This is a genomic window from Vibrio sp. M260121 (assembly GCF_036533715.1).
Lineage (GTDB): Bacteria > Pseudomonadota > Gammaproteobacteria > Enterobacterales > Vibrionaceae > Vibrio.
Window position 1 is genome coordinate 19,492 of sequence record NZ_JATABF010000043.1, and the last position, 22,215, is coordinate 41,706.

The 22,215-nt window shown below is 46.9% G+C and carries 18 protein-coding genes; 2 read left to right on the forward strand and 16 right to left on the reverse strand.

Annotated elements, in window-relative coordinates; all coding sequences use genetic code 11:
* Positions 1-10 precede the first annotated feature (10 nt).
* The 10 genes from astD to nsrR all read right to left on the reverse strand — a co-directional run bounded on the left by astD (position 11) and on the right by nsrR (position 14,211).
* Entirely contained in the window at positions 11-1,468 is a 1,458-nt protein-coding gene (gene astD / locus QTO06_RS19915) for a succinylglutamate-semialdehyde dehydrogenase (protein WP_331409478.1), read from the reverse strand.
* Positions 1,469-1,496: 28 nt separating this feature from the next.
* Positions 1,497-2,516, reverse strand: a complete 1,020-nt coding sequence (gene astA / locus QTO06_RS19920) for an arginine N-succinyltransferase (protein ID WP_331409479.1) — start codon at positions 2,514-2,516, stop codon at positions 1,497-1,499.
* A 108-nt stretch (positions 2,517-2,624) separates the two neighbouring features.
* Positions 2,625-3,836 (reverse strand): aspartate aminotransferase family protein, encoded by a 1,212-nt coding sequence (locus QTO06_RS19925; protein WP_331409480.1) that lies wholly within the window; start codon positions 3,834-3,836, stop codon positions 2,625-2,627.
* Positions 3,837-4,197: 361 nt separating this feature from the next.
* Entirely contained in the window at positions 4,198-4,785 is a 588-nt protein-coding gene (locus QTO06_RS19930) for an aminodeoxychorismate/anthranilate synthase component II (protein WP_331409497.1), read from the reverse strand.
* A gap of 189 nt (positions 4,786-4,974) precedes the next feature.
* Positions 4,975-7,923, reverse strand: a complete 2,949-nt coding sequence (locus QTO06_RS19935; protein ID WP_331409481.1) for an ExeM/NucH family extracellular endonuclease — start codon at positions 7,921-7,923, stop codon at positions 4,975-4,977.
* A 463-nt stretch (positions 7,924-8,386) separates the two neighbouring features.
* Positions 8,387-9,424 (reverse strand): tryptophan--tRNA ligase, encoded by a 1,038-nt coding sequence (gene trpS / locus QTO06_RS19940; protein ID WP_010443985.1) that lies wholly within the window; start codon positions 9,422-9,424, stop codon positions 8,387-8,389.
* A 115-nt stretch (positions 9,425-9,539) separates the two neighbouring features.
* Positions 9,540-10,226, reverse strand: a complete 687-nt coding sequence (locus tag QTO06_RS19945) for a phosphoglycolate phosphatase (protein WP_331409482.1) — start codon at positions 10,224-10,226, stop codon at positions 9,540-9,542.
* A 139-nt stretch (positions 10,227-10,365) separates the two neighbouring features.
* Positions 10,366-11,109 (reverse strand): 23S rRNA (guanosine(2251)-2'-O)-methyltransferase RlmB, encoded by a 744-nt coding sequence (rlmB, locus tag QTO06_RS19950; RefSeq protein WP_331409483.1) that lies wholly within the window; start codon positions 11,107-11,109, stop codon positions 10,366-10,368.
* A gap of 72 nt (positions 11,110-11,181) precedes the next feature.
* Positions 11,182-13,668, reverse strand: coding sequence for a ribonuclease R (rnr, locus tag QTO06_RS19955; RefSeq protein ID WP_331409484.1), 2,487 nt, complete (start codon positions 13,666-13,668; stop codon positions 11,182-11,184).
* Positions 13,669-13,785: 117 nt separating this feature from the next.
* Positions 13,786-14,211, reverse strand: a complete 426-nt coding sequence (nsrR, locus tag QTO06_RS19960) for a nitric oxide-sensing transcriptional repressor NsrR (RefSeq protein ID WP_005451426.1) — start codon at positions 14,209-14,211, stop codon at positions 13,786-13,788.
* A 111-nt stretch (positions 14,212-14,322) separates the two neighbouring features.
* Here nsrR and hmpA point away from each other — a divergent pair, with 111 nt between their 5' ends.
* Positions 14,323-15,507 carry an NO-inducible flavohemoprotein gene (hmpA, locus tag QTO06_RS19965; RefSeq protein WP_331409485.1) on the forward strand — a complete coding sequence of 395 codons (1,185 nt, stop codon included), beginning with the start codon at positions 14,323-14,325 and terminating at the stop codon, positions 15,505-15,507.
* 106 nt (positions 15,508-15,613) lie between these two features.
* Here the strand turns inward: hmpA and motX are convergent, their stop codons facing one another.
* Positions 15,614-16,249, reverse strand: coding sequence for a flagellar protein MotX (motX, locus tag QTO06_RS19970; protein WP_331409486.1), 636 nt, complete (start codon positions 16,247-16,249; stop codon positions 15,614-15,616).
* 230 nt (positions 16,250-16,479) lie between these two features.
* Positions 16,480-17,796: an adenylosuccinate synthase gene (locus QTO06_RS19975; RefSeq protein WP_005451418.1), complete on the reverse strand. Its 1,317-nt coding sequence runs from the start codon at positions 17,794-17,796 to the stop codon at positions 16,480-16,482.
* Positions 17,797-17,969: 173 nt separating this feature from the next.
* Between QTO06_RS19975 and QTO06_RS19980 the strand changes: the two genes are divergently transcribed.
* Complete coding sequence (locus QTO06_RS19980; protein ID WP_005432777.1) at positions 17,970-18,155, forward strand: DUF2065 domain-containing protein; 186 nt, start codon at positions 17,970-17,972, stop codon at positions 18,153-18,155.
* A 112-nt stretch (positions 18,156-18,267) separates the two neighbouring features.
* Here the strand turns inward: QTO06_RS19980 and hflC are convergent, their stop codons facing one another.
* The 4 genes from hflC to hfq are packed head-to-tail and all read right to left on the reverse strand — an operon-like array spanning position 18,268 to position 22,090.
* Positions 18,268-19,248, reverse strand: a complete 981-nt coding sequence (gene hflC / locus QTO06_RS19985) for a protease modulator HflC (RefSeq protein WP_005438334.1) — start codon at positions 19,246-19,248, stop codon at positions 18,268-18,270.
* Positions 19,249-19,250: 2 nt separating this feature from the next.
* Positions 19,251-20,453: an FtsH protease activity modulator HflK gene (gene hflK / locus QTO06_RS19990; protein ID WP_005451415.1), complete on the reverse strand. Its 1,203-nt coding sequence runs from the start codon at positions 20,451-20,453 to the stop codon at positions 19,251-19,253.
* Between the two features lie 45 nt (positions 20,454-20,498).
* The gene (gene hflX, locus QTO06_RS19995) at positions 20,499-21,788 is read right to left on the reverse strand and encodes a ribosome rescue GTPase HflX (RefSeq protein WP_331409488.1); all 1,290 of its coding nucleotides are present in this window, start codon (positions 21,786-21,788) and stop codon (positions 20,499-20,501) included.
* 38 nt (positions 21,789-21,826) lie between these two features.
* The gene (gene hfq / locus QTO06_RS20000; RefSeq protein WP_005438329.1) at positions 21,827-22,090 is read right to left on the reverse strand and encodes an RNA chaperone Hfq; all 264 of its coding nucleotides are present in this window, start codon (positions 22,088-22,090) and stop codon (positions 21,827-21,829) included.
* Positions 22,091-22,215 lie beyond the last annotated feature (125 nt).

Below are 22,215 nucleotides of genomic sequence, written 5' to 3' on the forward strand. Positions count from 1 at the left end.
TATTTCTCTATTACAGGCTTACACCTGGGCTCAATGTTGCAGGCAAGACCGTCTCTTGTCCTTCCATTGATGCCATTGGGTACGCACAGTAGTCTGCTGCGTAGTAAGCACTTGGACGTAGGTTACCTGAGGCACCCGGACCACCAAATGGCGCATCACCACTTGCACCCGTTAACTGGCGGTTGCGGTTCACGATGCCGGCTCGAATGTGGTCCACGAAGTATTCCCACTCTTGGTCGTCGGTTGAAACCAGACCAGCCGATAGACCAAAGCGCGTATCGTTCGCCAGTTCTACTGCTTTCTCTAGCCCTTCGTAGCGTACTACTTGTAGAAGTGGACCGAAGTACTCTTCATCTGGCAATTCGGCAATGTTCGTCACGTCGATGATACCCGGAGAAACAAACGCCGCTTCGCCTGCTTTCGCTTCAATCAAGCTTTCACCACCCAGTGATTGCAGATTCGCTTGTGCATCGAGAATGAACTTGGCTGCCGCAACCGAAATTTGCGGTCCCATGAATGGTGCAGGCTCTGCAAATGGTTGGTCTACGCGAATATTGCGTGTCGCTTCCACCAGCTTAGTAATGACTGCATCACCCTTGTCGCCAAATGGAATGTACAGACGACGAGCACAGGTACAGCGTTGTCCTGCACTGATGAAAGCAGATTGGATAATGGTGTAAACCGTCGCATCTAGGTCGCCGTAGTTATCCGAGATAACCATCGGGTTGTTGCCACCCATTTCAAGCGCCAGCATCTTGCCCGGCTGACCAGCAAATTGACGATGCAGAACATGACCTGTGTTCGCACTACCTGTGAACAGCACGCCATCAATGCCTTTCGCATCCGCCAGCGCAATGCCTGTCTCTTTCGCACCTTGGACTAGGTTAATCACACCTTTTGGTAGACCAACCTCTTCCCAAAGTTTCATGGCTAATTCACCCGTCCATGGTGTTTGCTCAGACGGTTTGAAAACCACGGTATTACCTGCTAGCAGCGCTGGCACAATGTGGCCATTTGGTAAGTGACCAGGGAAATTATAAGGACCAAACACCGCCATCACGCCTAGTGGACGATGACGCAATACAATTTGGTTTCCTGCGGCTTCACGTGTCGCTTCACCAGTACGGTCGTGGTAAGCACGAATAGAAATAGCAATTTTACCTGCCATCGCTGCCGCTTCGGTACGTGTTTCCCAGATTGGCTTGCCCGTTTCTTTGGCAATCACTTCAGCGATTTTTTCGCTGTTCTCTTTTACCTTCTCAGCAAAAGCCAACACGATCGCCTCACGCTCTGAAAATGGGCGCTTCTTCCAATCAACAAACGCTTCACGCGCCGCAGATACCGCTTGGTTAACCTGCTCTGCTGTTGCGCCGTTGCCTTGCCAGATCACTTCTTGGTTGTAAGGCGACAGAGACGTAAATGCTTCACCCTGACCTCGTACCCATTCACCTGCAATCCAATGTGTCATTGTTTCTATCCTTAAATTCTGTCGTCAGTTACTGCGGAAGAAGGCGAACAAAATCCCCTTCCTCAACCAAGAGTGCATCCGCCAATTCTGGGGCTAGCACTACGCTTTGCGTTTCTGCGTCATACGCTGCTTTTGCTGCGGCGGCACGGAAATTCTCAAATGACGAATTACACATCAAGAAGTCTTTTGTGCTGGTGTGCTCCGAGATTTTGACTTGCGCGCGGAATGAGTGGCGTACCGATTCGATATTGCGTAGGTCACACTCCACCGTTGGACCACCATCGAAAATGTCAACGTAGCCACGGTTGGTAAAGCCTTCACGCTCAAGCAGCTTCAATGCTGGACGCGTGTTGTCGTGCACTTTGCCAATCACGGCTTGTGCCTCTGGGCTCAGTAGGTTGATGTAGATTGGCAACTTCGGCATCAAGTCGGCGATAAAGCCTTTCTTGCCGATACCAGTTAGGTAATCCGCAAGCGTAAAATCGATAGAGAAGAAATGCTCTTGAAGCCACTGCCAGAATGGTGAATTACCTTCCTCGTCTGAAACACCACGCATTTCAGCAAAGATGGTTTCCGAGAAACGTTCTGGGTGCTCTGCCATCATTAAGAAACGACACTTGGACATCAGACGCCCGTTCAAGCCACCACGGAATTTCTCGCGTAGGAACAAGGTACAGATTTCGCTGTTACCCGTGTAGTTGTTACCAAACGTCAGCAGCTTAACCACGTTGTTTACGCCAAGCTTTGGTGACGAGTGCACCACTTTACTGATGTGGTAAGAATAAAAAGGCACATCCCAGCCGATCGAAGCTTCAATACCCGTGGTACCTGCCACCTCACCAGTTTCAGATTCGAACCCCACCATTAGGTAGCCTTCATCACCGGCTTCCTTCACGTCAGGTTTGCCAAAACTGTATTCTGAGTGTTTGATTCGATTGGTTAACAGTTCTTCGTTAACCGGAAGAGATGTAAATCCATGACCTGACTCAACCGCACAGGTGTGCAGCGCGTCATAATCCGACATTGCGATAGGGCGAACTACTAGCATCAATACTCCCTCCAGATGCAAGAAGATCCTAACTATATTGTAGGAACAATACCCCCATCAGAGATCCTTGATGGGGGTGTCTAGGTTGACGATAAGCTGAGATCGCACTTAAACCAGCGTTGCGATCGCTTTATCTAGCTTCGCCAAACCTTCTTCGATTTCTTGTTGTGTGATAACGAGTGATGGTGTGAAACGTACGACATTGGCACCCGCAACCAATACCATGAGACCTTGTTTACCCGCAGCAACCAGTACGTCACGCGCACGACCTTGCCACTCATCATTCAGTGCTGCACCAAGCAGTAGACCTTTACCGCGCACTTCAGAGAAGATGTTGTATTTCGCGTTAATCTTCTCCAGACCTTCACGGAACATGGCTTCACGCTCTAGTACGCCAGCCAATACTTCTGGTTTTGTCACTTCATCAACAACTGCTTCTGCAACCGCACACGCTAGTGGGTTACCGCCGTAAGTTGAACCGTGCGTGCCCACTTTCATGTGCTCAGCCAGTTTTGCCGTCGTTAGCATGGCACCGATTGGGAAACCGCCACCCAGTGATTTCGCTGTGCTCAGAATGTCTGGCGTAATGCCTAGACCTTGGTATGCATAGAAGTGGCCTGTACGACCGTTACCAGTTTGCACTTCATCGAAGATAAGCAGTGCGTTGTGCTTGTCACACAGTTCGCGAACTGCTTGAGCGAACTCAGGTGTTGGTGGAATGATGCCGCCCTCACCTTGTAGAGGCTCCATCATTACCGCACAAGTGCGATCCGACATGTGTGCTTGTAGTGCTTCGATATCGTTGTAAGGAAGGTGTGTCACATCGCCCGGCTTAGGACCGAAACCGTCTGAGTAAGCCGCTTGACCACCAACCGTTACCGTGAAGAAAGTACGACCGTGGAAACCTTGTTTGAATGCGATGATTTCAGATTTCTCAGTACCATGAACGTCTGCTGCATAACGACGTGCTAGCTTTAGTGCCGCTTCGTTTGCTTCTGCGCCAGAGTTAGCGAAGAACACGCGCTCAGCAAAGCTGACTTCTGTTAGCTTCTTCGCCAATCGCAGTGCAGGCTCGTTAGTCATAACATTACTTAGGTGCCAAAGCTTGTTACCTTGCTCAGTCAATGCGTTCACCATAACTGGGTGACAATGACCAAGACAGCTCACCGCAATACCACCAGCAAAGTCGATGTATTCATTTCCGTTCTGATCCCAAATGCGTGAACCTTCACCTTTTACAGGGATCATTTCCATCGGGTTATAGCAAGGTACCATTACCTCATCGAATAAACCGCGCTCTACTTTGTTTTCCGTTGTCATTGCACATTCCTTCTTGATACCGCATGCCTAGCAGATAAGCGAATTTAACCGGCACTCTTTGCCAGCAAATAATGTTTTGCATTTAAGCTATTGCGGCATTGTATTTACATTTAATTAACCATTTCAATAGTGATTTATTCTTTTCGCTTTAGAGCGCAACCACCCATACTCACTATCCATGATTATTTATGCACCAAGAAACGCAAATAGAGAAGCGATTTTTTATAAAAGTTATGTATGACAAGGGTTAGAAAGAAAGGAGAAAAATGAATAGCCGCCACCAAATAGACGGAACGCATAGTTTTGCATTCCCATTCTTAGGCGAAAAACATGAAGAATTTGTTAAGAAAGGTGATCGCGATCAGATCGCTTTGCGCGCAAGAAAGTTTGCAAGCAGCTCGTGACCTTGTTCTGTCTTAATCGACTCAGGATGAAACTGTACAGCGTCAATTGGCAGGGTTTTATGCTGGTAGCCCATGATTTCATCCATGGTTCCGTCAGTCAGCTCTGTCCAAGCGGTCAATTCAAACACATCAGGTAACGTGCCGTTTTTCACCACCAGAGAGTGGTAGCGGGTTACCGTCAATGGGTTATTAAGGTTTTTAAACACACTGCGACCGTTGTGACGAATTGGTGATGTCTTGCCGTGCATCACTTGTCGAGCACGTACCACTTCCCCTCCAAACACCTGTGCAATCGCCTGATGACCAAGGCAAACGCCCAAGATAGGTAACTTACCAGCAAAGTGCTCAATGGCTTGTAGAGAGATACCTGCTTCGTTAGGAGTGCATGGCCCTGGAGAGATCACCAAATGAGTTGGGTTGAGCGCCTCAATGCCTTGGATGTCGATTTCATCGTTACGCACCACCTTTACGTCTGCACCAAGTTCGCAGAAGTATTGGTAAAGGTTGTAGGTAAAAGAGTCGTAGTTATCGATGATCAACAACATAAAGGGTCGGTTGCTCCAATCCGTTTTGGCAATGCTTACGTAGTGAATCGTCACGTTCGTGACAATCAAGGGCGGTATTTTGCTATACCAAGCAAGAAAGGCAAGTTTTTGCTGAATAAAAAGGCCAGTATAGGCTGGCCTTTGGTCTTTACAGCTATTTAGGAACTGTTTGTCAGGAAATAAATTCGCTTAGCGGCGACGGCGGAATAAGCCTAGACCTAGCAGCGCAATTAGCGCGCCAAAGCCAAATGAACCACCATCATCATCGTCTGATGGGTTCGTGCTCGACGGCTCTAGCGTAACATCGCGAGAATCGCTGAACTTAACCGTATTACCCGTAGAGTCTGTCACTTTCTCTTCTAGAACGTACTGACCTTCTGTTGGTGCTTTATCGAATTCCACACTGACACTACGAGCATCAATGTCCGCTTGTGTCAGAGTGGCACTCGCTTCGTAACCATCAGCATCAGAGGTTGACGACGCCGCTTGAGTTGCTTCCGTCAGGCTTACTGTCACGATATCACCGACAACTGCGTTTGGTGGTAGACGAACTTCCACTGCTAAGTTTTCACCTGAGCTTGGTAGATCGATATCTGTATCTGGGAAATCAATCGCGATGATCACCGGATCATGGTCAGACGCCGAGAACGCATCTTTGTACTTCGGCATATCACCGGTGTACTTGCTGCTGTATTCGAACAAGTTACTTTCTAGTGAGTTGATGTGCCAATCTTCTATCGCCACCACTTTTTGTGCCAAGCTGTTGCTCGCCAACGCGTGGTCTAGGTTGCCTAGCTCACCAGAGTAGGTGTATGAGAAGGTATCTGCACCGTGAAGTACCGTGTTCAGGTTATGGTAACCGTAACCTTTTTCAATTTTGGTCTTCTCGACTTGAAGCTCACCACCACCAATGGTCGTGTAAGCTGCAGTGTAGATGTCACGGCCATATTTCTCTTTCGAGTAATCAGTCAGTGTAAGCAGAGGATCTTCCATGCCGTAGGCGTTTAGGTCACCCATCACTAGCACGTCACCTTCAATGCCTTTAAGAGCATCACCCACAACGTTAGCAGCAGAAACACGGAAGTTGTTACAGTTACCTTGCAGATCCGCTGGCTCAGAGTCTTCTACGCCTGCAATCCACTCTTCAATACATTCAGAACCTTTCGATTTGAAGTGGTTAACAACAACAGATAGATCTTTACCTGTCTCTTTCACCGTGAAGGTTTGTAGCAAGCTATGACGTTGGTATTTGTCGTAAGCTGGGTTGCCTTCCGCATCGTCACCACGTGTAATGGTGTTTTCTTCGATGTGTTGCTCTGGCGTCACAATCACTTTCGCAGCTTCTTTTGGCGTCACTTCGATTGCACGGTATAGGATCGCCACCATGATCGCATCACTACCAAAGTACTCATCTTGGTATTTGTCTTGATCCGCGATTTCAACGTAAGTGTAATGATCTTCTGTGTCTTCGATTTCAGCATTCAATGCATCCACCAAGTTCTTCACAGCACTGCTATCACCAAAGCCATTGTTCTCGACTTCCATCAGACCAATGATGTCAGCGTCCATCTTGTTCATCGCCGCAACGATTTTCGCTTGTTGGATCAGGAACTCGTCTAGGTTAGTCGCACCACGGTTTTGTCCAGTTGGGTTTTCATGGCCACTGTCAGCCACAGAGTTGAAATAGTTCAGTACGTTGAAGCTGGCGATACGCAAATCTGAATCCGCGATCGCTGGCGCATCTTTACGAGCCACGTCGAAGCCTTCACCTGAAGTGACGAAGTTGGTGTTATCGACTTCATTGGTCGCAATCAGGCGGTACTCGTTGTAGCTGTATGCCACCACGCCTTGTAGACCCTCTACTCGCGAACCAAGACGAATGTGCTGCTCAGAAGAGCCATCTTGGTCTGCATCTTTAGCAAAATCTGGGTAGTAAGGAATTTGGCCGTTTGGTGCTTTGCCATCAGATTCTAGGTATACGCGGTTCGCTGCGTTGTCTTTTGCTAGCTCAACGGCTGCATCGCTCTCTGCTGCGTGTAATTGAGTCGGCTTAAACAATGGCGCTTCATGAGACAACATCATGTTGTTACGGCGAGAGTCGTAGTCGTAAGAGAAGTTACGAGTTACAAACAAGTCACTTGCCGAGGTTAGTTCAACTTGCATACCTTCATGACGCTCTAGCGCCTCACGCAGTGTCTCACCTTCTTTGATAACAAGATCGGTAACTCGAGGAATATCCGATGTGCCTGTTTTCACATAGCTATTAGCATCAGAAGCTAACTGAGTATTGCTGTAGTACTCTTGAACTTTACCTTTAACACAAACAACGTCACCAGCTTTTAGCACGGTGTCTGCCGCATCAGTATGAATGAACAAGCCTTCTGAGGTCTTATCGTTGTTGTCACTTTCTAGTGCTTGTAGGTAGAAACCTTTGGTTAGGCCAGTGGTAACAGCAGTCACGACACCCGTTACGAAATGATCTTCGTCAGTGATGTATGGGTAACCATCAATGAATGGAGACGTATCGCCTTCACCTTGAATATCTTGGATGGTAGTGAAGTTAGGTTGCTGACCGTCGACTTCACAAGCGAATGGTGCTGGTGGCTCAGTCGCATTTAGCTCACCAAGACCGTCAATGTTGTCTTTCTCAAATGCTGTCCACTGAGATGCATCATAAGTAGCAGAAGGGGTTAGTGCATCACTGTTACGAACCAATGTGATATCTTTACCAAAATCTACGTCCCCCATCACACCGATGATGTCATGCACTTCGCCATCTTTAAGCAGTGCGATCGGGTCGTCACCGTTAAAGTTCGCAACGCTTTTATCTGTGATATCCGCGACAGCTTTGATGGCATCGCTCGCGTCACCATGAGCCAGTACATACACTTGGTTAGCTTGTAACGTCACTTGGCTAAGGTCGAGTGTGCTCCCCCAAGTACCGCCACCGTTTGATGATTTCGCTAGCTCGTAACCGGTTAGCGTTACCGCTGCATCGCCCGTGTTCGCGATTTCTACGGCTTTGTTGTATGAGCCACCTTCAACATATTGGGAAAGGATAATTTCTGCGTTAGCATTGGCACTAAGCGCGCTGGCAATCGTCAGTGCAAGTAAAGAGGGTTTGATTAACGTATCCATTGTCGTACCTGATATTTATTTAAATGCAAACTAAGCCCTGAGCAGAGCCCACCATTTGTGCCTACTATCAGGTTTATTTATGAAATAAATAAGAAACACCAGTAAAAGCCGTGAAATATATCACACGTGAATACGCAAAATTATGCCAGGGCTGCCCATTTAAACAGTTTTTGTAACAAATACAGTAACTAAGAATATAAATATCAATAATTAGACTTATTACTCGGTTTTATATCACTCAGCATGCTACGTGAATGGATGAGTATTTAATCTGAATTAATTCAATTCTAGCAATACAATTTAAATATTAAGCAATGCTAATTTAGAATGACGCACTTATTATTTCTTTCCTTTTTCAGTACGGTTAAAAATAACCTTTCTGTTATTTAAGATCTCTGATTTCTAGACATAAAAAAAGCTCCGCCAATGGTGGAGCTTTTCAATTCTGAATGTTCTTTAGCAACTATGGGCGAGCAACAAAACCTACTGCTTCGTACGCTTTCTTCAACGTTTCAGCCGCACGTGCCGATGCTTTCTCAGCGCCTTGCTTCATCACTTCGTTCATGTACGCGCGGTCAGCACGGATACGGTGGTATTCAGCTTGAATAGGCTCAAGCATAGTCACCAACGCTTCACCAACGTCTTTCTTGAATGGACCGTACATTTCAACGCCTTGGTATTTTGCTTCAATCTCTTCAAAGCTCATACCTGTTGCCGCAGAGTACAGACCCATTAGGTTAGAGATACCTGCTTTGCTTTCCCAATCGTGAGCGATACGTGGTGGCGTTTCTGTGTCAGTTTGCGCTTTGTTGATCTTCTTAATGATCGACTTAGGCTCTTCCAATAGCGTGATAACGTTCTTACGGTTGTCATCTGATTTAGACATCTTCTTCGTTGCGTCTTGAAGGCTCATTACACGCGCGTTTACCGTCGGAATGTAAGGCTCTGGCACTTGGAAGATTGGCTGCTCTGGTGAGTAGATGTTGTTAAAGCGGTTAGCAATATCACGCGCTAACTCTAGATGTTGCTTCTGGTCGCTACCTACTGGCACTTGGTGTGCGCCGTACAGCAGGATGTCTGCCGCCATCAGTACTGGGTAGTCAAACAGACCAACATTTACATCACCAAACTGGCTTGAGCTGTCGTTTGAGTAACGTGCAGATTTGTCTTTAAACTGAGTCATACGACCCAGTTCACCCATTTGGGTGTAACAGTTAAGAAGCCAACCAAGTTGAGCATGCTCTGGTACGTGTGACTGAACAAATAGCGTGCTCTTCTTCGGGTCAACACCAACTGCCAGACAGATCGCCAGTGCGTCTAGAGTCGCTTCATGCAGCGCTTTAGGGTCCTGACGAACCGTAATCGCGTGAAGGTCTACCACACAGTATTGGCAATCATAATCGTCTTGCATCTGCTGCCATTGACGTAGAGCACCCAAGTAGTTACCGATACTTAGTTCACCTGAAGGTTGAACACCACTCAATACAATGGGTTTGCTCATTAGAATGATTCCTTTGACTTCTTAATCTAATTAAATGAAAAAACCGTGCAGCGATAGGCGCACGGCTTACTCAGTGTACTCATTAACGAGTATTTTGGAAGCTCTTTTGCAGCCGTTATGCAGAAACCGCTACGACATCCAATAATTCTGCCAAACTGTCAGCGACGAAATCTGGGTTTGACGACGAAATTGGCTCGCCGTGGTTATAACCGTAAGTTAAGCCAAATGAGGTACAACCTGCATTCTTCGCCGCCAAGATATCGTTTTTCGAATCGCCGACCATCAGCATTTCACTTGGCTGAACTTGGTGTTTTTCCATCAACCAGTTCAGTGCGACTGGGTTTGGCTTTTTCTCTGGGAATGCATCACCGCCAAGAACATCAACAAAGTATTTTGCGATGTCGTGCTTTTCCAAAACGTCAGGCACAAACTTTGAAGGTTTGTTAGTCACCAACGCCATAACAAAGCCCGCTTTATGTAGTTCTGCTAGTGTCTCTTTTACCGTTGGGTAAAGGTGACTTAGCTTGTGACCGCTTTGCTCGTAGTAATCATCAAACAACACACGCGCTTTTGCACGAAGCTCTTCACTCAACTCTGGGTTGATGGTCAGGCTTTGGCTTAGTGAGCGTCCAATCAGCACGTCTGCGCCGTTACCAACATAGTCACGAACTTGTTCTTCTGAAACAGATGGAAAGCCAAGTGCTTGAACGGCTTGGTCTGCCGCAACCGCTAGATCCGGAACGCTATCAAGCAAAGTACCGTCTAGGTCAAAGGCAATGAATTTAATGTCTTGTTGAGTCATAACTTCCCTGAAGATTTTTATTTATAAATCGGTGAAAACGACAAAGGATGGCACCCCATCCTTTGTTTTTATCATTTTGTCTGACTTTAGAGTAACTGTTTGTTTATTAGTCTTATTTATTAAAATAATGGTTTATCAATTACTTTGCAGCAATACGCTGACGAACCGCTTCAAACAAACAAATACCTGACGCCACAGATACGTTCAAACTAGAAACGCTGCCAGCCATTGGGATCTTGATCAAGTCGTCACAGGTTTCGCGAGTTAGACGACGCATCCCGTCCCCTTCTGCACCCATTACGATAGCAAGAGGCCCCGTCAGTTTTGCTTGGTAGATGTCGTGCGTTGCTTCGCCCGCCGTACCAACAAACCAGATACCTTGCTCTTGCAGTGTACGCATAGTACGAGCCAAGTTAGTCACTCGGATCAATGGCACGACTTCAGCTGCACCACAAGCCACTTTGCTTACGGTTGCGTTCATCGGTGCAGAACGATCTTTCGGTACGATGATCGCCGCTACGCCAGCTGCGTCTGCATTACGTAGGCAAGCACCTAGGTTGTGTGGATCCGTCACGCCATCCAATACCAAAAGTAGCGGTGTTTCATGCTGCGCTAGGATGCCATCAATGTCATTTTCATTAAGCTGTTTCGCAGCTTTAACACGAGCAATGATGCCTTGGTGGTTAGCACCGTGCGCTTTGTCGTCTAGCGTTTTACGTGTCATTTGTTGAATCGAAACACCACAAACCTGAAGGTCATTCAGGATTGGCATTAGACGATCGTCTTGGCGGCCTTTTAGGACGTATGCTTCGATAAAACGCTCTGGTTCGCGTTCTAATACCGCTTTCACTGCGTGAATGCCATAAATAAATTCGTTACTCATTGTTTAACCTGTTGTTCTGGTCGTCTTGCCTTCACCAATCTACTCCTTTTCGGACTAGATTGGCGCTTCAGCCTACTCAGCGTCGCTCTTAGTACGCTTAGTCTTTCTCGGCTTACTATGTGGCTTTTTCTTGCGTGCTTTCTTCGGCTTTTTCGTACCTTCAGCATCACCGCGTTTCGCGCTACCTTTGCGAGCACTGCCTGCTTCCGCAGGTTCTGGGTGCTTGGTCGGTTCAATCATCGGCTTCGCGCGAGTACCGCCTTGGGTTGCCGCACGTTTTTTCTCTTTTGCTTTGCGTTTGGCATCCGCTGCGCGTTTCTTCGCAGTCTTACCTTTGCCGCGTAGCTTACGGCTTGTTTCGATTAATTCAAAGTCAATTTGCTTGCCATTTAAGTTAACCGCAAGCACTTTTACTTTCACCGCATCGCCTAGGCGATAGATGTTACCGAAGCTTTCACCGATAAGTCTTTGACCAATCGGATCAAATTGGTAGTAGTCGTTCGCTAACGTCGAAATGTGCACCAAACCATCGATGTGTAGTTCCGTCAGACGAACAAAGAAACCAAAGCTGGTCACGTTGGCAATAACACCATCCAACTCGTCGCCAACATGGTCTTGCATGTATTCACACTTCAACCAATCAGCCACTTCACGAGTTGCGTCGTCTGCACGGCGCTCTGTCATCGAACATTGCTCACCATAGAAGTCCATGTCGTCAAACGAGTAGTGGTAACCGCCGGTTGGCGTCCAACGATCCTGGTTACGGCCTTCTTCTTTAGCAATCAGGTACTTGATTGCGCGGTGCAACAGCAGGTCTGGGTAACGACGAATTGGCGACGTGAAGTGCGCGTAACGTTTCAGCGCTAGACCAAAGTGGCCTGCATTGTCTGCGTTGTAGACCGCTTGCTTCATTGAGCGCAGTAACATGGTTTGAATCAGTTCTTTGTCCTGACGCTCTGCAATTTGTTTTACCAAATCGGCATAGTCGGTTGGTGATGGCTCTAGACCACCTTTCAGATCCAGACCTAGCTCACTGAGGAAGTCACGGAAACCCTGCAGACGCAGTTCACCCGGAGATTCGTGAACACGGTACAACGCTGGCTCTTTTGCTTTCTCAACGTAAGACGCTGAAGCGATGTTCGCTAGGATCATACATTCTTCGATGATCTTGTGTGCGTCGTTACGAATGACAGGCTCGATGCTTTCAATCTTACGATCCGCGTTGAAGATAAACTTAGCTTCAACAGTTTCGAATTCGATCGCACCACGGTTATCACGCGCTTCTTTAAGTACTTTGTACATCGCGTGCAGCTCTTCAAGGTGAGGAACGACAGCGTGATAACGCATACGTAGTTCTTCATCCCCTTCTAGAATCGCGCCCACTTTGTTGTATGTCAGACGAGCGTGCGAATTCATCACAGCTTCGTAGTGTTTGTAGCCCGATAGTTTACCCGTCTCTGATATGGTCATTTCACACACCATACACAGACGATCAACTTGTGGGTTAAGTGAACATAAGCCGTTTGATAGTACTTCAGGTAGCATTGGCACTACTTGAGATGGGAAGTACACCGAGTTACCACGGTTGATGGCTTCTTTGTCCAGCGCAGAGTCTGTACGTACGTAGTAACTTACGTCAGCAATCGCGACCCATAGACGCCAACCGCCGCTCTTTTTCTTCTCACAGTAAACCGCATCATCAAAGTCACGAGCGTCTTCGCCATCAATGGTTACTAGCGGCAAGTCACGCAGATCGACACGACCTTCTTTTGCTTCTTCCGGAACTTCTTCGCCCAGATTTTCGATCTGTTTATCGACGGCTGCTGGCCAATCATGTGGAATTTGGTGGGTGCGGATTGCAATTTGCGTTTCCATACCCGGCGCCATGTTCTCGCCAAGAACTTCAACCACTTTACCCATCATGCCACGTGAGCGAGAGCCGCGGTCAGTGATCTCAATAACGACCACGTTGCCCATACGAGCACCGGCTTTGTGCTCATTTGGGATCAGAATATCTTGGCTGATACGAGAGTCATCAGGCACAACGTATGAGTAGCCGTATTCAAGGAAGAAACGACCCACGATCTGTGTGTTACGCTCTTCTAAAACACGCACAAGACGACCTTCACGACGACCACGCTTGCTGTTGTCAGTTGGTTGCACCAGCACGTAGTCACCGTGAATGATGTGCTTCATCTGGTGATGCGGCAGTACAATGTCATTATCCTTGCCGACACTGCCTTCTGGACGAACCCAACCATGGCCATCTTTGTGGCCAATTACGTAACCTTTCACCATCTCGAGTTTTTCTGGTAACGCGTAGCACTGACGGCGCGTAAACACGAGTTGGCCATCACGCTCCATTGCGCGCAGTCGACGACGCAAACCTTCGTACTGCTCTTCACCTTTAAGTTTCAGGGCTTCGAACAAATCATTGCGATTCATCGGTACGCCTGCTTCTTCTAGAAACTCAAGAATGAACTCTCGGCTTGGGATTGGATTTTCGTAATTTTTGGATTCACGATCTGCGAAAGGATCGTTTGGAATATTGTCTGACATAGGCACGCCTATCTAGCAAGGAAGGTATAGAGCTAGTATATCCGAGTCTCTCGATAAGCTACAGAAATTGCTTTAAAAAAGAGTGTCAGTGAGAAGATTTATAGAACGTTAAGAAGGCTAAGGACGGGTAAGTAAGATCAGCAGTTCAGAATTATCACTTAATAGCTCTTCAATCGTGCAGCCATCTAATTCAGCCAAAAACGCCATTTTCGCTTTCGCTAGCTTTTCTTTTAGACGACATGCCGGCGTGATATGGCAAAATTCCACAGAACAATTCACCAAATCTAATGGCTCTAAATCACGCACCACACCACCGACCGTGATTTCTTGCGGTGCTTTCATTAAACGAATGCCACCGTTTTTACCGCGCACTGTATGTACATAACCAAGCTGTCCAAGACGGTTGATCACTTTCACCATATGGTTGCGTGATACACCAAATAAATCAGTAACTTCGGTAATATTTGTCAGCTCATCTTTTGGTAATGATGCCAAGTAGATTAAGGTTCTGAGCGCGTAGTCGGTAAAGCTGGTTAACTGCATATTGCTATCCTCTCTAATAGCAAAATTGTAATTCTTTTCTTGATCAAAAGATACATTTGAGATACAACTTTAAACATGCATTACAAATACAACTTTAAATAGGAATCCATTATGCTCAGCAACCAAACCATTGATATCGTGAAAGCGACCGCCCCACTTCTTGCTGAAACAGGCCCGAAGTTAACCGCTCATTTTTACGATCGCATGTTCACCCATAACCCTGAGTTGAAAGACATTTTCAACATGAGTAACCAGCGTAATGGTGACCAACGTGAAGCTCTATTTAATGCAATCTGTGCTTACGCAGCTAACATCGATAACCTACCAGCACTACTTGGTGCAGTAGAGAAGATTGCCCACAAGCACACCAGTTTTATGATCACTAAAGATCAGTACCAAATCGTTGGCACACACCTACTGGCGACGATCGACGAGCTGTTCTCTCCGGGCCAGGAAGTGATTGATGCATGGGCAGAAGCTTATGGTGTGCTGGCTAACGTGTTTATTCAACGCGAAGAGCAAATCTACCAAGAGAACGCTGCGCTTCAAGGTGGATGGCGTGGTCTGCGTGAATTTGAGCTGGTGGGTAAACAGCTTGAGAGTGAAAACATCTGTAGCTTTGTTTTCAAACCAACCGATGGTGAAGTGGTTTCTGAGTACAAACCGGGTCAATACCTAGGCATCTACATCAACAGTGATAAGTTCGAAAACCAAGAGATTCGCCAATACAGCCTATCCTCTGCGGTTCAAGAGAACACTTACCGTATCTCGGTGAAACGTGAAGAAGGCGGTAAAGTATCGAACTTCCTTCACGATGAGTTGAACATCGGCGATAAGGTGCAACTTGCGGCACCTGCGGGTGACTTCTTTATGGATGTGGACGCGACCACACCGGTTGTTTTGGTGTCAGCGGGCGTTGGTCTAACTCCGACTCTATCGATGCTTGAGAGCCTTTCTGAGCACCAAGCGCCAGTAACCTGGGTGCATGCTGCAGAAAACGGTCAACAACACGCATTCAAACAGCACGTAAACCAGATCGTGAATGCTAAAGAGAACATGAATTCATTGGTTTGGTATAACCAACCAACAGCAGAAGACAAGGTTGGTGAAGACTTCCACTTCACTGGTTTCGTCAACCTAAATGAAATTGAAGCGGCCCTCAAGCAAGATAACGTACAAGTCTACTTCTGTGGTCCAGTTGGTTTTATGCAGCACGTCGCGAAACAATTGCTTGAGCTTGGCGTAGCGCAAGAGCAGTTCCACTACGAGTGCTTCGGTCCACACAAAGTCGTTTAATCGCCTGCGATTACGCTTCGGGAAAAACAACAAAGCCCACATGATGTGGGCTTTGTTGTATCTATTGGCAGAGCTTTATGAAGTTACTGGTATTTTAAGAGTACACCTACCAGAAGGTGTCGCGGCGTTTGGCCCGCGCAATAATGTTTTGTGGCATACGTTGCTCAAGACCGTTTCTCAGCATCGCAATACGTTTGTGCTTTCTTTGGTCGGCAGTCACCGAGTTATATAACCAACGGTAAGCATCTTCGTAGTCCAACGGACTACCGTAATCACGTAGCAATAGCTCAGCAAGATGAATACGCGCATTCAAGTTACCCATTGCAGCTGCCTCGCGCAGGTATGGGATCGCTCGTTCTTTATCTTGTTGGACTAATGTACCACGAGAGTAATAGCGACCTAGCTGCTCTAGTGCAGCAGGCAAACCTTGGTGTGCTGCGTTTTCCATGTAGTAAAGACCAAGTTCGACATCTTGATTAACACAAACGCCCCACGCCAACATATCGCCATAAAGGAATTCATAAGACGGCAAGTTAATGCGCGTAGCACGTGCCACGATATCTTCCACTAGCTGGCAGTTATCAGCGCGCACGCGTTCTAGATGCTTATTCTGCTCAATAAGCTTTATAAGCTCTGCTTCGGTGTAGATGGGGACAGGCGCCCCTACATCGGCAACATCTGCCCAAGCCGATGTCGCACTCAGCATCAATAACAGTGAAGCAGTCACTGTTCGTAACTTCATAAATGTACTCTTTAAGGTATCTAAGAAACCAAAGATCAGCCAAGGATCTCCTCTGCTTGATAACCTTATCGGCAAAGGTCAGTTAAGCTTTAGGCAATTTTTGCCTCCTACTTAAGCTTAACGGCAAATATTTGCCACGGCGAGTCGCATTTTTCGGCAGTGAACCCAACTCACAGATACAAAAAAACCGGCTATAAAAGCCGGTTTTTATAATCTCTAACGAGTATCGATTAAGCTTCGAATGGGTGAACCTTAATGATAGTTTCGTTACGGTCAGGACCTGTAGAGATGATGTCTACTGGCACGCCAGTTAGCTCTTCGATACGCTTGATGTAATCTAGAGCAGCTTGTGGTAGCTCTTCGATTGATTTCGCACCGAATGTGTTCTCAGACCAACCTGGCATTGTTTCGTAGATAGGCGTTGCTTTTTCGAATGCTTCAGCAGCCATCGGAGAAACTTCTAGCGTAGAGCCATCTTCCATCTTGTAACCAGTACAGATTTTTAGCTCTTCTAGACCATCTAGTACGTCTAGTTTAGTTAGACAGAAACCAGATACAGAGTTGATTTGGATTGCACGACGCATAGCAACAGCATCGAACCAACCAGTACGGCGTAAACGACCTGTTGTCGCACCGAACTCGTGACCAACTTCACCTAGGTGTTTACCTACTGGATCTTGCTTGTCTAGACCGTCGTATAGCTCAGTCGGGAATGGACCTGCACCAACGCGAGTACAGTAAGCTTTCGCGATACCAAGGATGTAACCGATGTGACGAGGACCGAAACCAGAACCTGCAGCAACACCACCAGCAGTCGTGTTAGAAGAAGTTACGTACGGGTAAGTACCGTGGTCGATATCAAGTAGAGTACCTTGTGCACCTTCGAACATGATCTTGTCGCCGCGCTTACGTGCTGCGTCTAGTTCGTCAGTTACGTCGATAACCATTGAAGTTAGTAGTTCAGCGTAGCCTTTCGCTTGCTCAAGTACTTCTTCGTAGCTTACTGGCTCAGCTTTGTAGAAGTTAACTAGTTGGAAGTTATGGAATTCCATTACTTCTTTTAGTTTCTCTGCAAAAGTAGCCATATCGAATAGGTCGCCAACGCGTAGACCGCGACGAGCAACTTTATCTTCGTATGCTGGACCGATACCACGACCCGTTGTACCGATAGCTTTTTTACCGCGAGCGATTTCGCGAGCTTGGTCCATTGCAACGTGGTAAGGAAGAATTAGAGGACATGCTTCAGAAATGAAAAGACGTTCGCGTACTGGAATGCCGCGCTCTTCAAGAGGTTTCATTTCTTTAATTAGAGCTTCAGGCGATAGTACAACACCGTTACCGATAACGCATTTTACGTTATCGCGAAGGATACCTGATGGAATTAAGTGAAGAACGGTTTTTTCACCGTCAATTACAAGTGTGTGACCTGCGTTGTGACCGCCTTGGTAGCGTACCACGTATTTTGCATCTTCAGTTAAAAGGTCTACGATTTTACCTTTACCTTCGTCACCCCATTGGGTGCCTAGAACGACTACGTTATTTCCCATCTTTCCAAGTCTGATTGCTAGTTAAAAATGGATTCTAGCACCGAATCGCTCTTCTTGCAGTCATTTTTGTTCACAGAGTTGATACTAGAATGCAAACATCACCGATGTTGTTCATTTCGAAATCACTACATCACTGATAATATTTACCTTTCTTAAATCCACAAGGAATCGCAATGTCTGAGTCAATTTGGCTAGCGATAGGGCTAGTATTGATTGTTGAAGGGATTGGCCCTCTGGTCGCCCCAAATGGCTGGCGCAACATGGTTGCCCAACTGAGCGAGCAACCCGATAACCATCTGCGTCGCATCGGCGGTTGTTTGGTCGTAGCTGGCGCTGTCATCGCTATCATGATGAGTTAATCACTCTACAGCTCCAACTCTGACCTCTCTGGCCGATAGCAATAGGCGCAGCAAGAAATAGATACAAAAAAGGCTCCATAACGGAGCCTTTTCAATTTGCTTGAACGCGGAGCTATTTCGCTTCTGCGCCTTTCGCATTGTTCATGTATTGGAAGAATTCACTCTTCGGATCCAGAACAAGGATGTCACTCTTAGAGCTGAACGATTTCTCGTAAGCTTTTAGAGAACGTAGGAAGCTGAAGAACTCAGGATCTTTGTTGTACGCATCTGCGTAGATCTTCGCTGCTTCTGCATCCGCTTCACCTCGTGTTACACGAGCTGTTTTGTCTGCTTCTGCAAGAATTGTTGCCACTTCAAGCTCAGCTTGTGCACGGATAACTTCTGCTTTCTCACGACCTTGAGAACGGTGCTTACGCGCTACCGACTCACGCTCTGCGCGCATACGACGGTAGATAGATTCACTGATCTCATCTGGTAGGTTGATCTTCTTCATACGGAAGTCGACGATACGAACACCCAAGTCTTTCATTGCGCTGTCACGCGTGTCTTTCAACACTTCAGACATGATTAGGTCACGTTCGCCATCGATTTCTAATGCTTCACGAGCCGCCTCAGTGCTCACTTCATCACTGCTTGCGTCTTCTGGAAGTACGTCGTTATTACGTGGACCAGATACGATTTGCTTGATTTCACGAGAACCGATTTCTGCACGTAGAACGTCTGTTACTTTACGCTCAAGAAGCGCTTCAGCAGTCAGCGTGTTACCACCGCCAGTTGCTAGGTAGTAACGACCGAAATCCTCAATACGCCACTTCACGTAGGTATCGATGATTACGTCTTTTTTCTCAGACGTTACAAAACGGTCAGCACGACCATCCATTGTTTGGATACGCGCATCTAGTGTTTTCACGCGGTCAAACAAAGGCATTTTGAAATGCAGACCCGGCTCGTAAATACGAGTAATGTCGTTGTTGTCTTTCAAGACACGACCAAATCGAACCACAATACCGCGGTCGCCTTCAGGAATCACAAACAGTGACATCAGCATCAATGCCAGTGCGATGACCAGTACAGGGATCATTAACTTACGCATTCTTAGTATCTCCCTTGACGTGTACCAGTTGAACGAGACTGCGTGTTCGAAGTGTCTTCTTGCGAACGCTCAGATTCCAATTGGATGTGATCGTACGTTGAAGTCGATTTCGATTTACGTTTAGTGTCTGTTTGACCATCTTGACCAGCCAGTTTATCGATTGGAAGGTAAAGAAGGTTGCCGCTAGATTCAGAGTCAATCAACACTTTCGATGTGCTTGAGTAAACCTCTTCCATCGCATCTAGGTACAGACGGTCACGAGTTACACCGGGTGCCGCTTGGTATTCAGGCAGCAGTTTTTCAAACTGAGCTACTTGACCAAGAGCTTCGTTAGTTACACGCTCGTTGTAACCTTGCGCTTCTTTCTTCAAACGCTCTGCACGACCTGTTGCTTTCGGCAAGATTTCGTTCTTGTAAGCTTCTGCTTCACGGATGAAACGCTCTTCATCCTCACGCGCAGCGATTGCATCATCAAACGCATCTTTAACTTGCTCTGGCGGACGCGCAGACTGGAAGTTCACATCAACAATCACGATACCCATATCATAGCTATCGATGATTTGATTTAGCGTTTCTTGTGTCGTTTGACGGATTTGCTGACGACCACTTGTTAGGATGCTATCCATCAGTGAGTCACCAATTACCGCACGTAGCGCCGAATCTGTTGCTTGACGCAAGCTGTCGTCTGCATTGGTTACGCGGTATAGATATTTGTATGGGTCAGCAACACGGTATTGAACGTCCATTGCTACTGTTACTACGTTTTCATCTTTTGTCAGCATTAGACCAGATGCACGTAGCGAACGAATCGCTTGCACGTTAACCGCTTCGTATTCGTCGATAAAACGAGGACGCCAGTTCAGACCTGGGTCTACGATACGGTCGTATTTACCTAAACGCAGCACAACACCACGTTCTGCTTCACCGATGGTGTAAAAACCAGCGAAGAACCACACCGCAATCGCAATAACCGCAATTACGCCGAAGCCAATTGCACCACCGCCACCGCCGATAGAAGAACCACCGCCGCCTTTTTTACCAAACTTGCCACCCAGCTTTTGACTCAGTTTGCTGAACACTTCATCTAAATCTGGCGGACCTTGATCTCGGCCACCAGGACGCTGGCCACCACGATTATTATTACCCCAAGGGTCATTATCGCGGCCATTGTTGCCGTTGTTATTTCCAGGCTCATTCCACGCCATTAGAAAGCTCCATCATTTGATATGACGTTATACTGTAGCAGTCCTTTAAGTGACTATAAAGTCGACTAAAACTGCCCCTTCTCTTTTTTCAAGTCTAGACCAATCTACCTGTTGCATTCGAATATCGATCAACAAGTTACCTTCCTGGTCATATTCCTCACGTTGAATACACTTCATTTGGAAGAATGTACTACGGAATCGTCCTTGATACTGTGGAGGAATTCGCAACTGATGCTCAACCATTTGCGACGCTAAACGCTCGGTCAGCGCGTCAAACAGAAGATCAATGCCTAATCCATCCATTGCAGAAACCCAGACCGCGCGAGGCACGCCTTCCTCATCTCGTTCTATACGTGGTTTCTGCTCTTCTAGATTGTCAATCTTGTTCATTACTACGAGCGTCGGCACTTCATGTGCATCGATCTCTTCTAAGACTTCATGAACAGCTTGAATATTCTCACGAAAACGCTCGTCACTGGCATCAACAACATGTAACAAAATGTCAGCTTCTTGCGTTTCCTGCAAGGTTGCTTTGAAGGCAGCAACCAAATCGTGAGGCAGGTGTCGGATAAAACCAACAGTATCTGCAAGTATTGCAGGTCCTACATCTGCTAACTCTATCTTACGTAAAGTTGGGTCAAGAGTAGCAAACAGTTGATCTGCCGCGTAAACGCCAGCTTCTGTAATACGGTTGAAGAGTGTCGACTTACCCGCGTTGGTGTAGCCCACGAGAGAAATGGTTGGTATTTCAGCTCGGTTTCGGGCACGGCGTCCTTGTTCACGCTGCTTGGCCACTTTTTCAAGTCGACGCAAGATAGCTTTGATTCTGTCACGCAATAAACGACGGTCAGTTTCTAACTGGGTTTCACCTGGACCACGTAGACCGATACCGCCTTTCTGCCTTTCAAGGTGCGTCCAACCGCGAATCAAACGAGTAGAAATATGACGAAGTTGGGCTAGCTCTACTTGCAGCTTACCTTCGTGTGTTCGTGCTCGTTGAGCAAAGATATCGAGGATGAGACCGGTGCGGTCGAGGACTCGACATTTGCACAGCGCTTCGAGGTTACGTTCTTGGGCAGGAGAGAGGGAGTGATTAAAAATCACAATTTCAGCACCAGTTAATTGTACCGCAGTAGCAATTTCTTGTGCCTTACCCTCTCCGACATAGTATTTCGGGTGTGGGGATTGACGACTGCCAGTCACAACTTGCAGCGCCTCTACCCCAGCGGAAGAAACCAGCATTTCAAATTCAGCCAGATCTTCCCATTCACCTTCTTGCGTGAAGTTGATATGAACAAGTACGGCTCGCTCACCGGATTCATAACGGTCAAACAAGCAATCAACTCCTTATTTTTGCAATACTAAATGAAGAATTAATCTTCAGATTTCTCTTGTGGACGATCACCTTGAGGACGATCACCACTGTGGTGGCTCACTGGACGAGCCGGAACAACGGTAGAGATTGCGTGCTTGTACACCATTTGGTTAACAGTGTTCTTCAATAGGATCACGAATTGATCGAAAGATTCGATCTGACCTTGCAGTTTGATACCGTTCACAAGGTAGATAGATACCGGGATACGCTCACGACGTAGCGCATTTAGGAATGGGTCTTGTAGAGATTGCCCCTTAGCCATTTTATTTTCCTTATTTAATTTGTAGTTGTAATTATTTAGCTAGTGGTGCAATGCAAAAGGTACTGCTTTTTGCATCTGAGCTAAACGAATCAAAAATGCACCCTAAGTAATTAGCAGCATAGTAT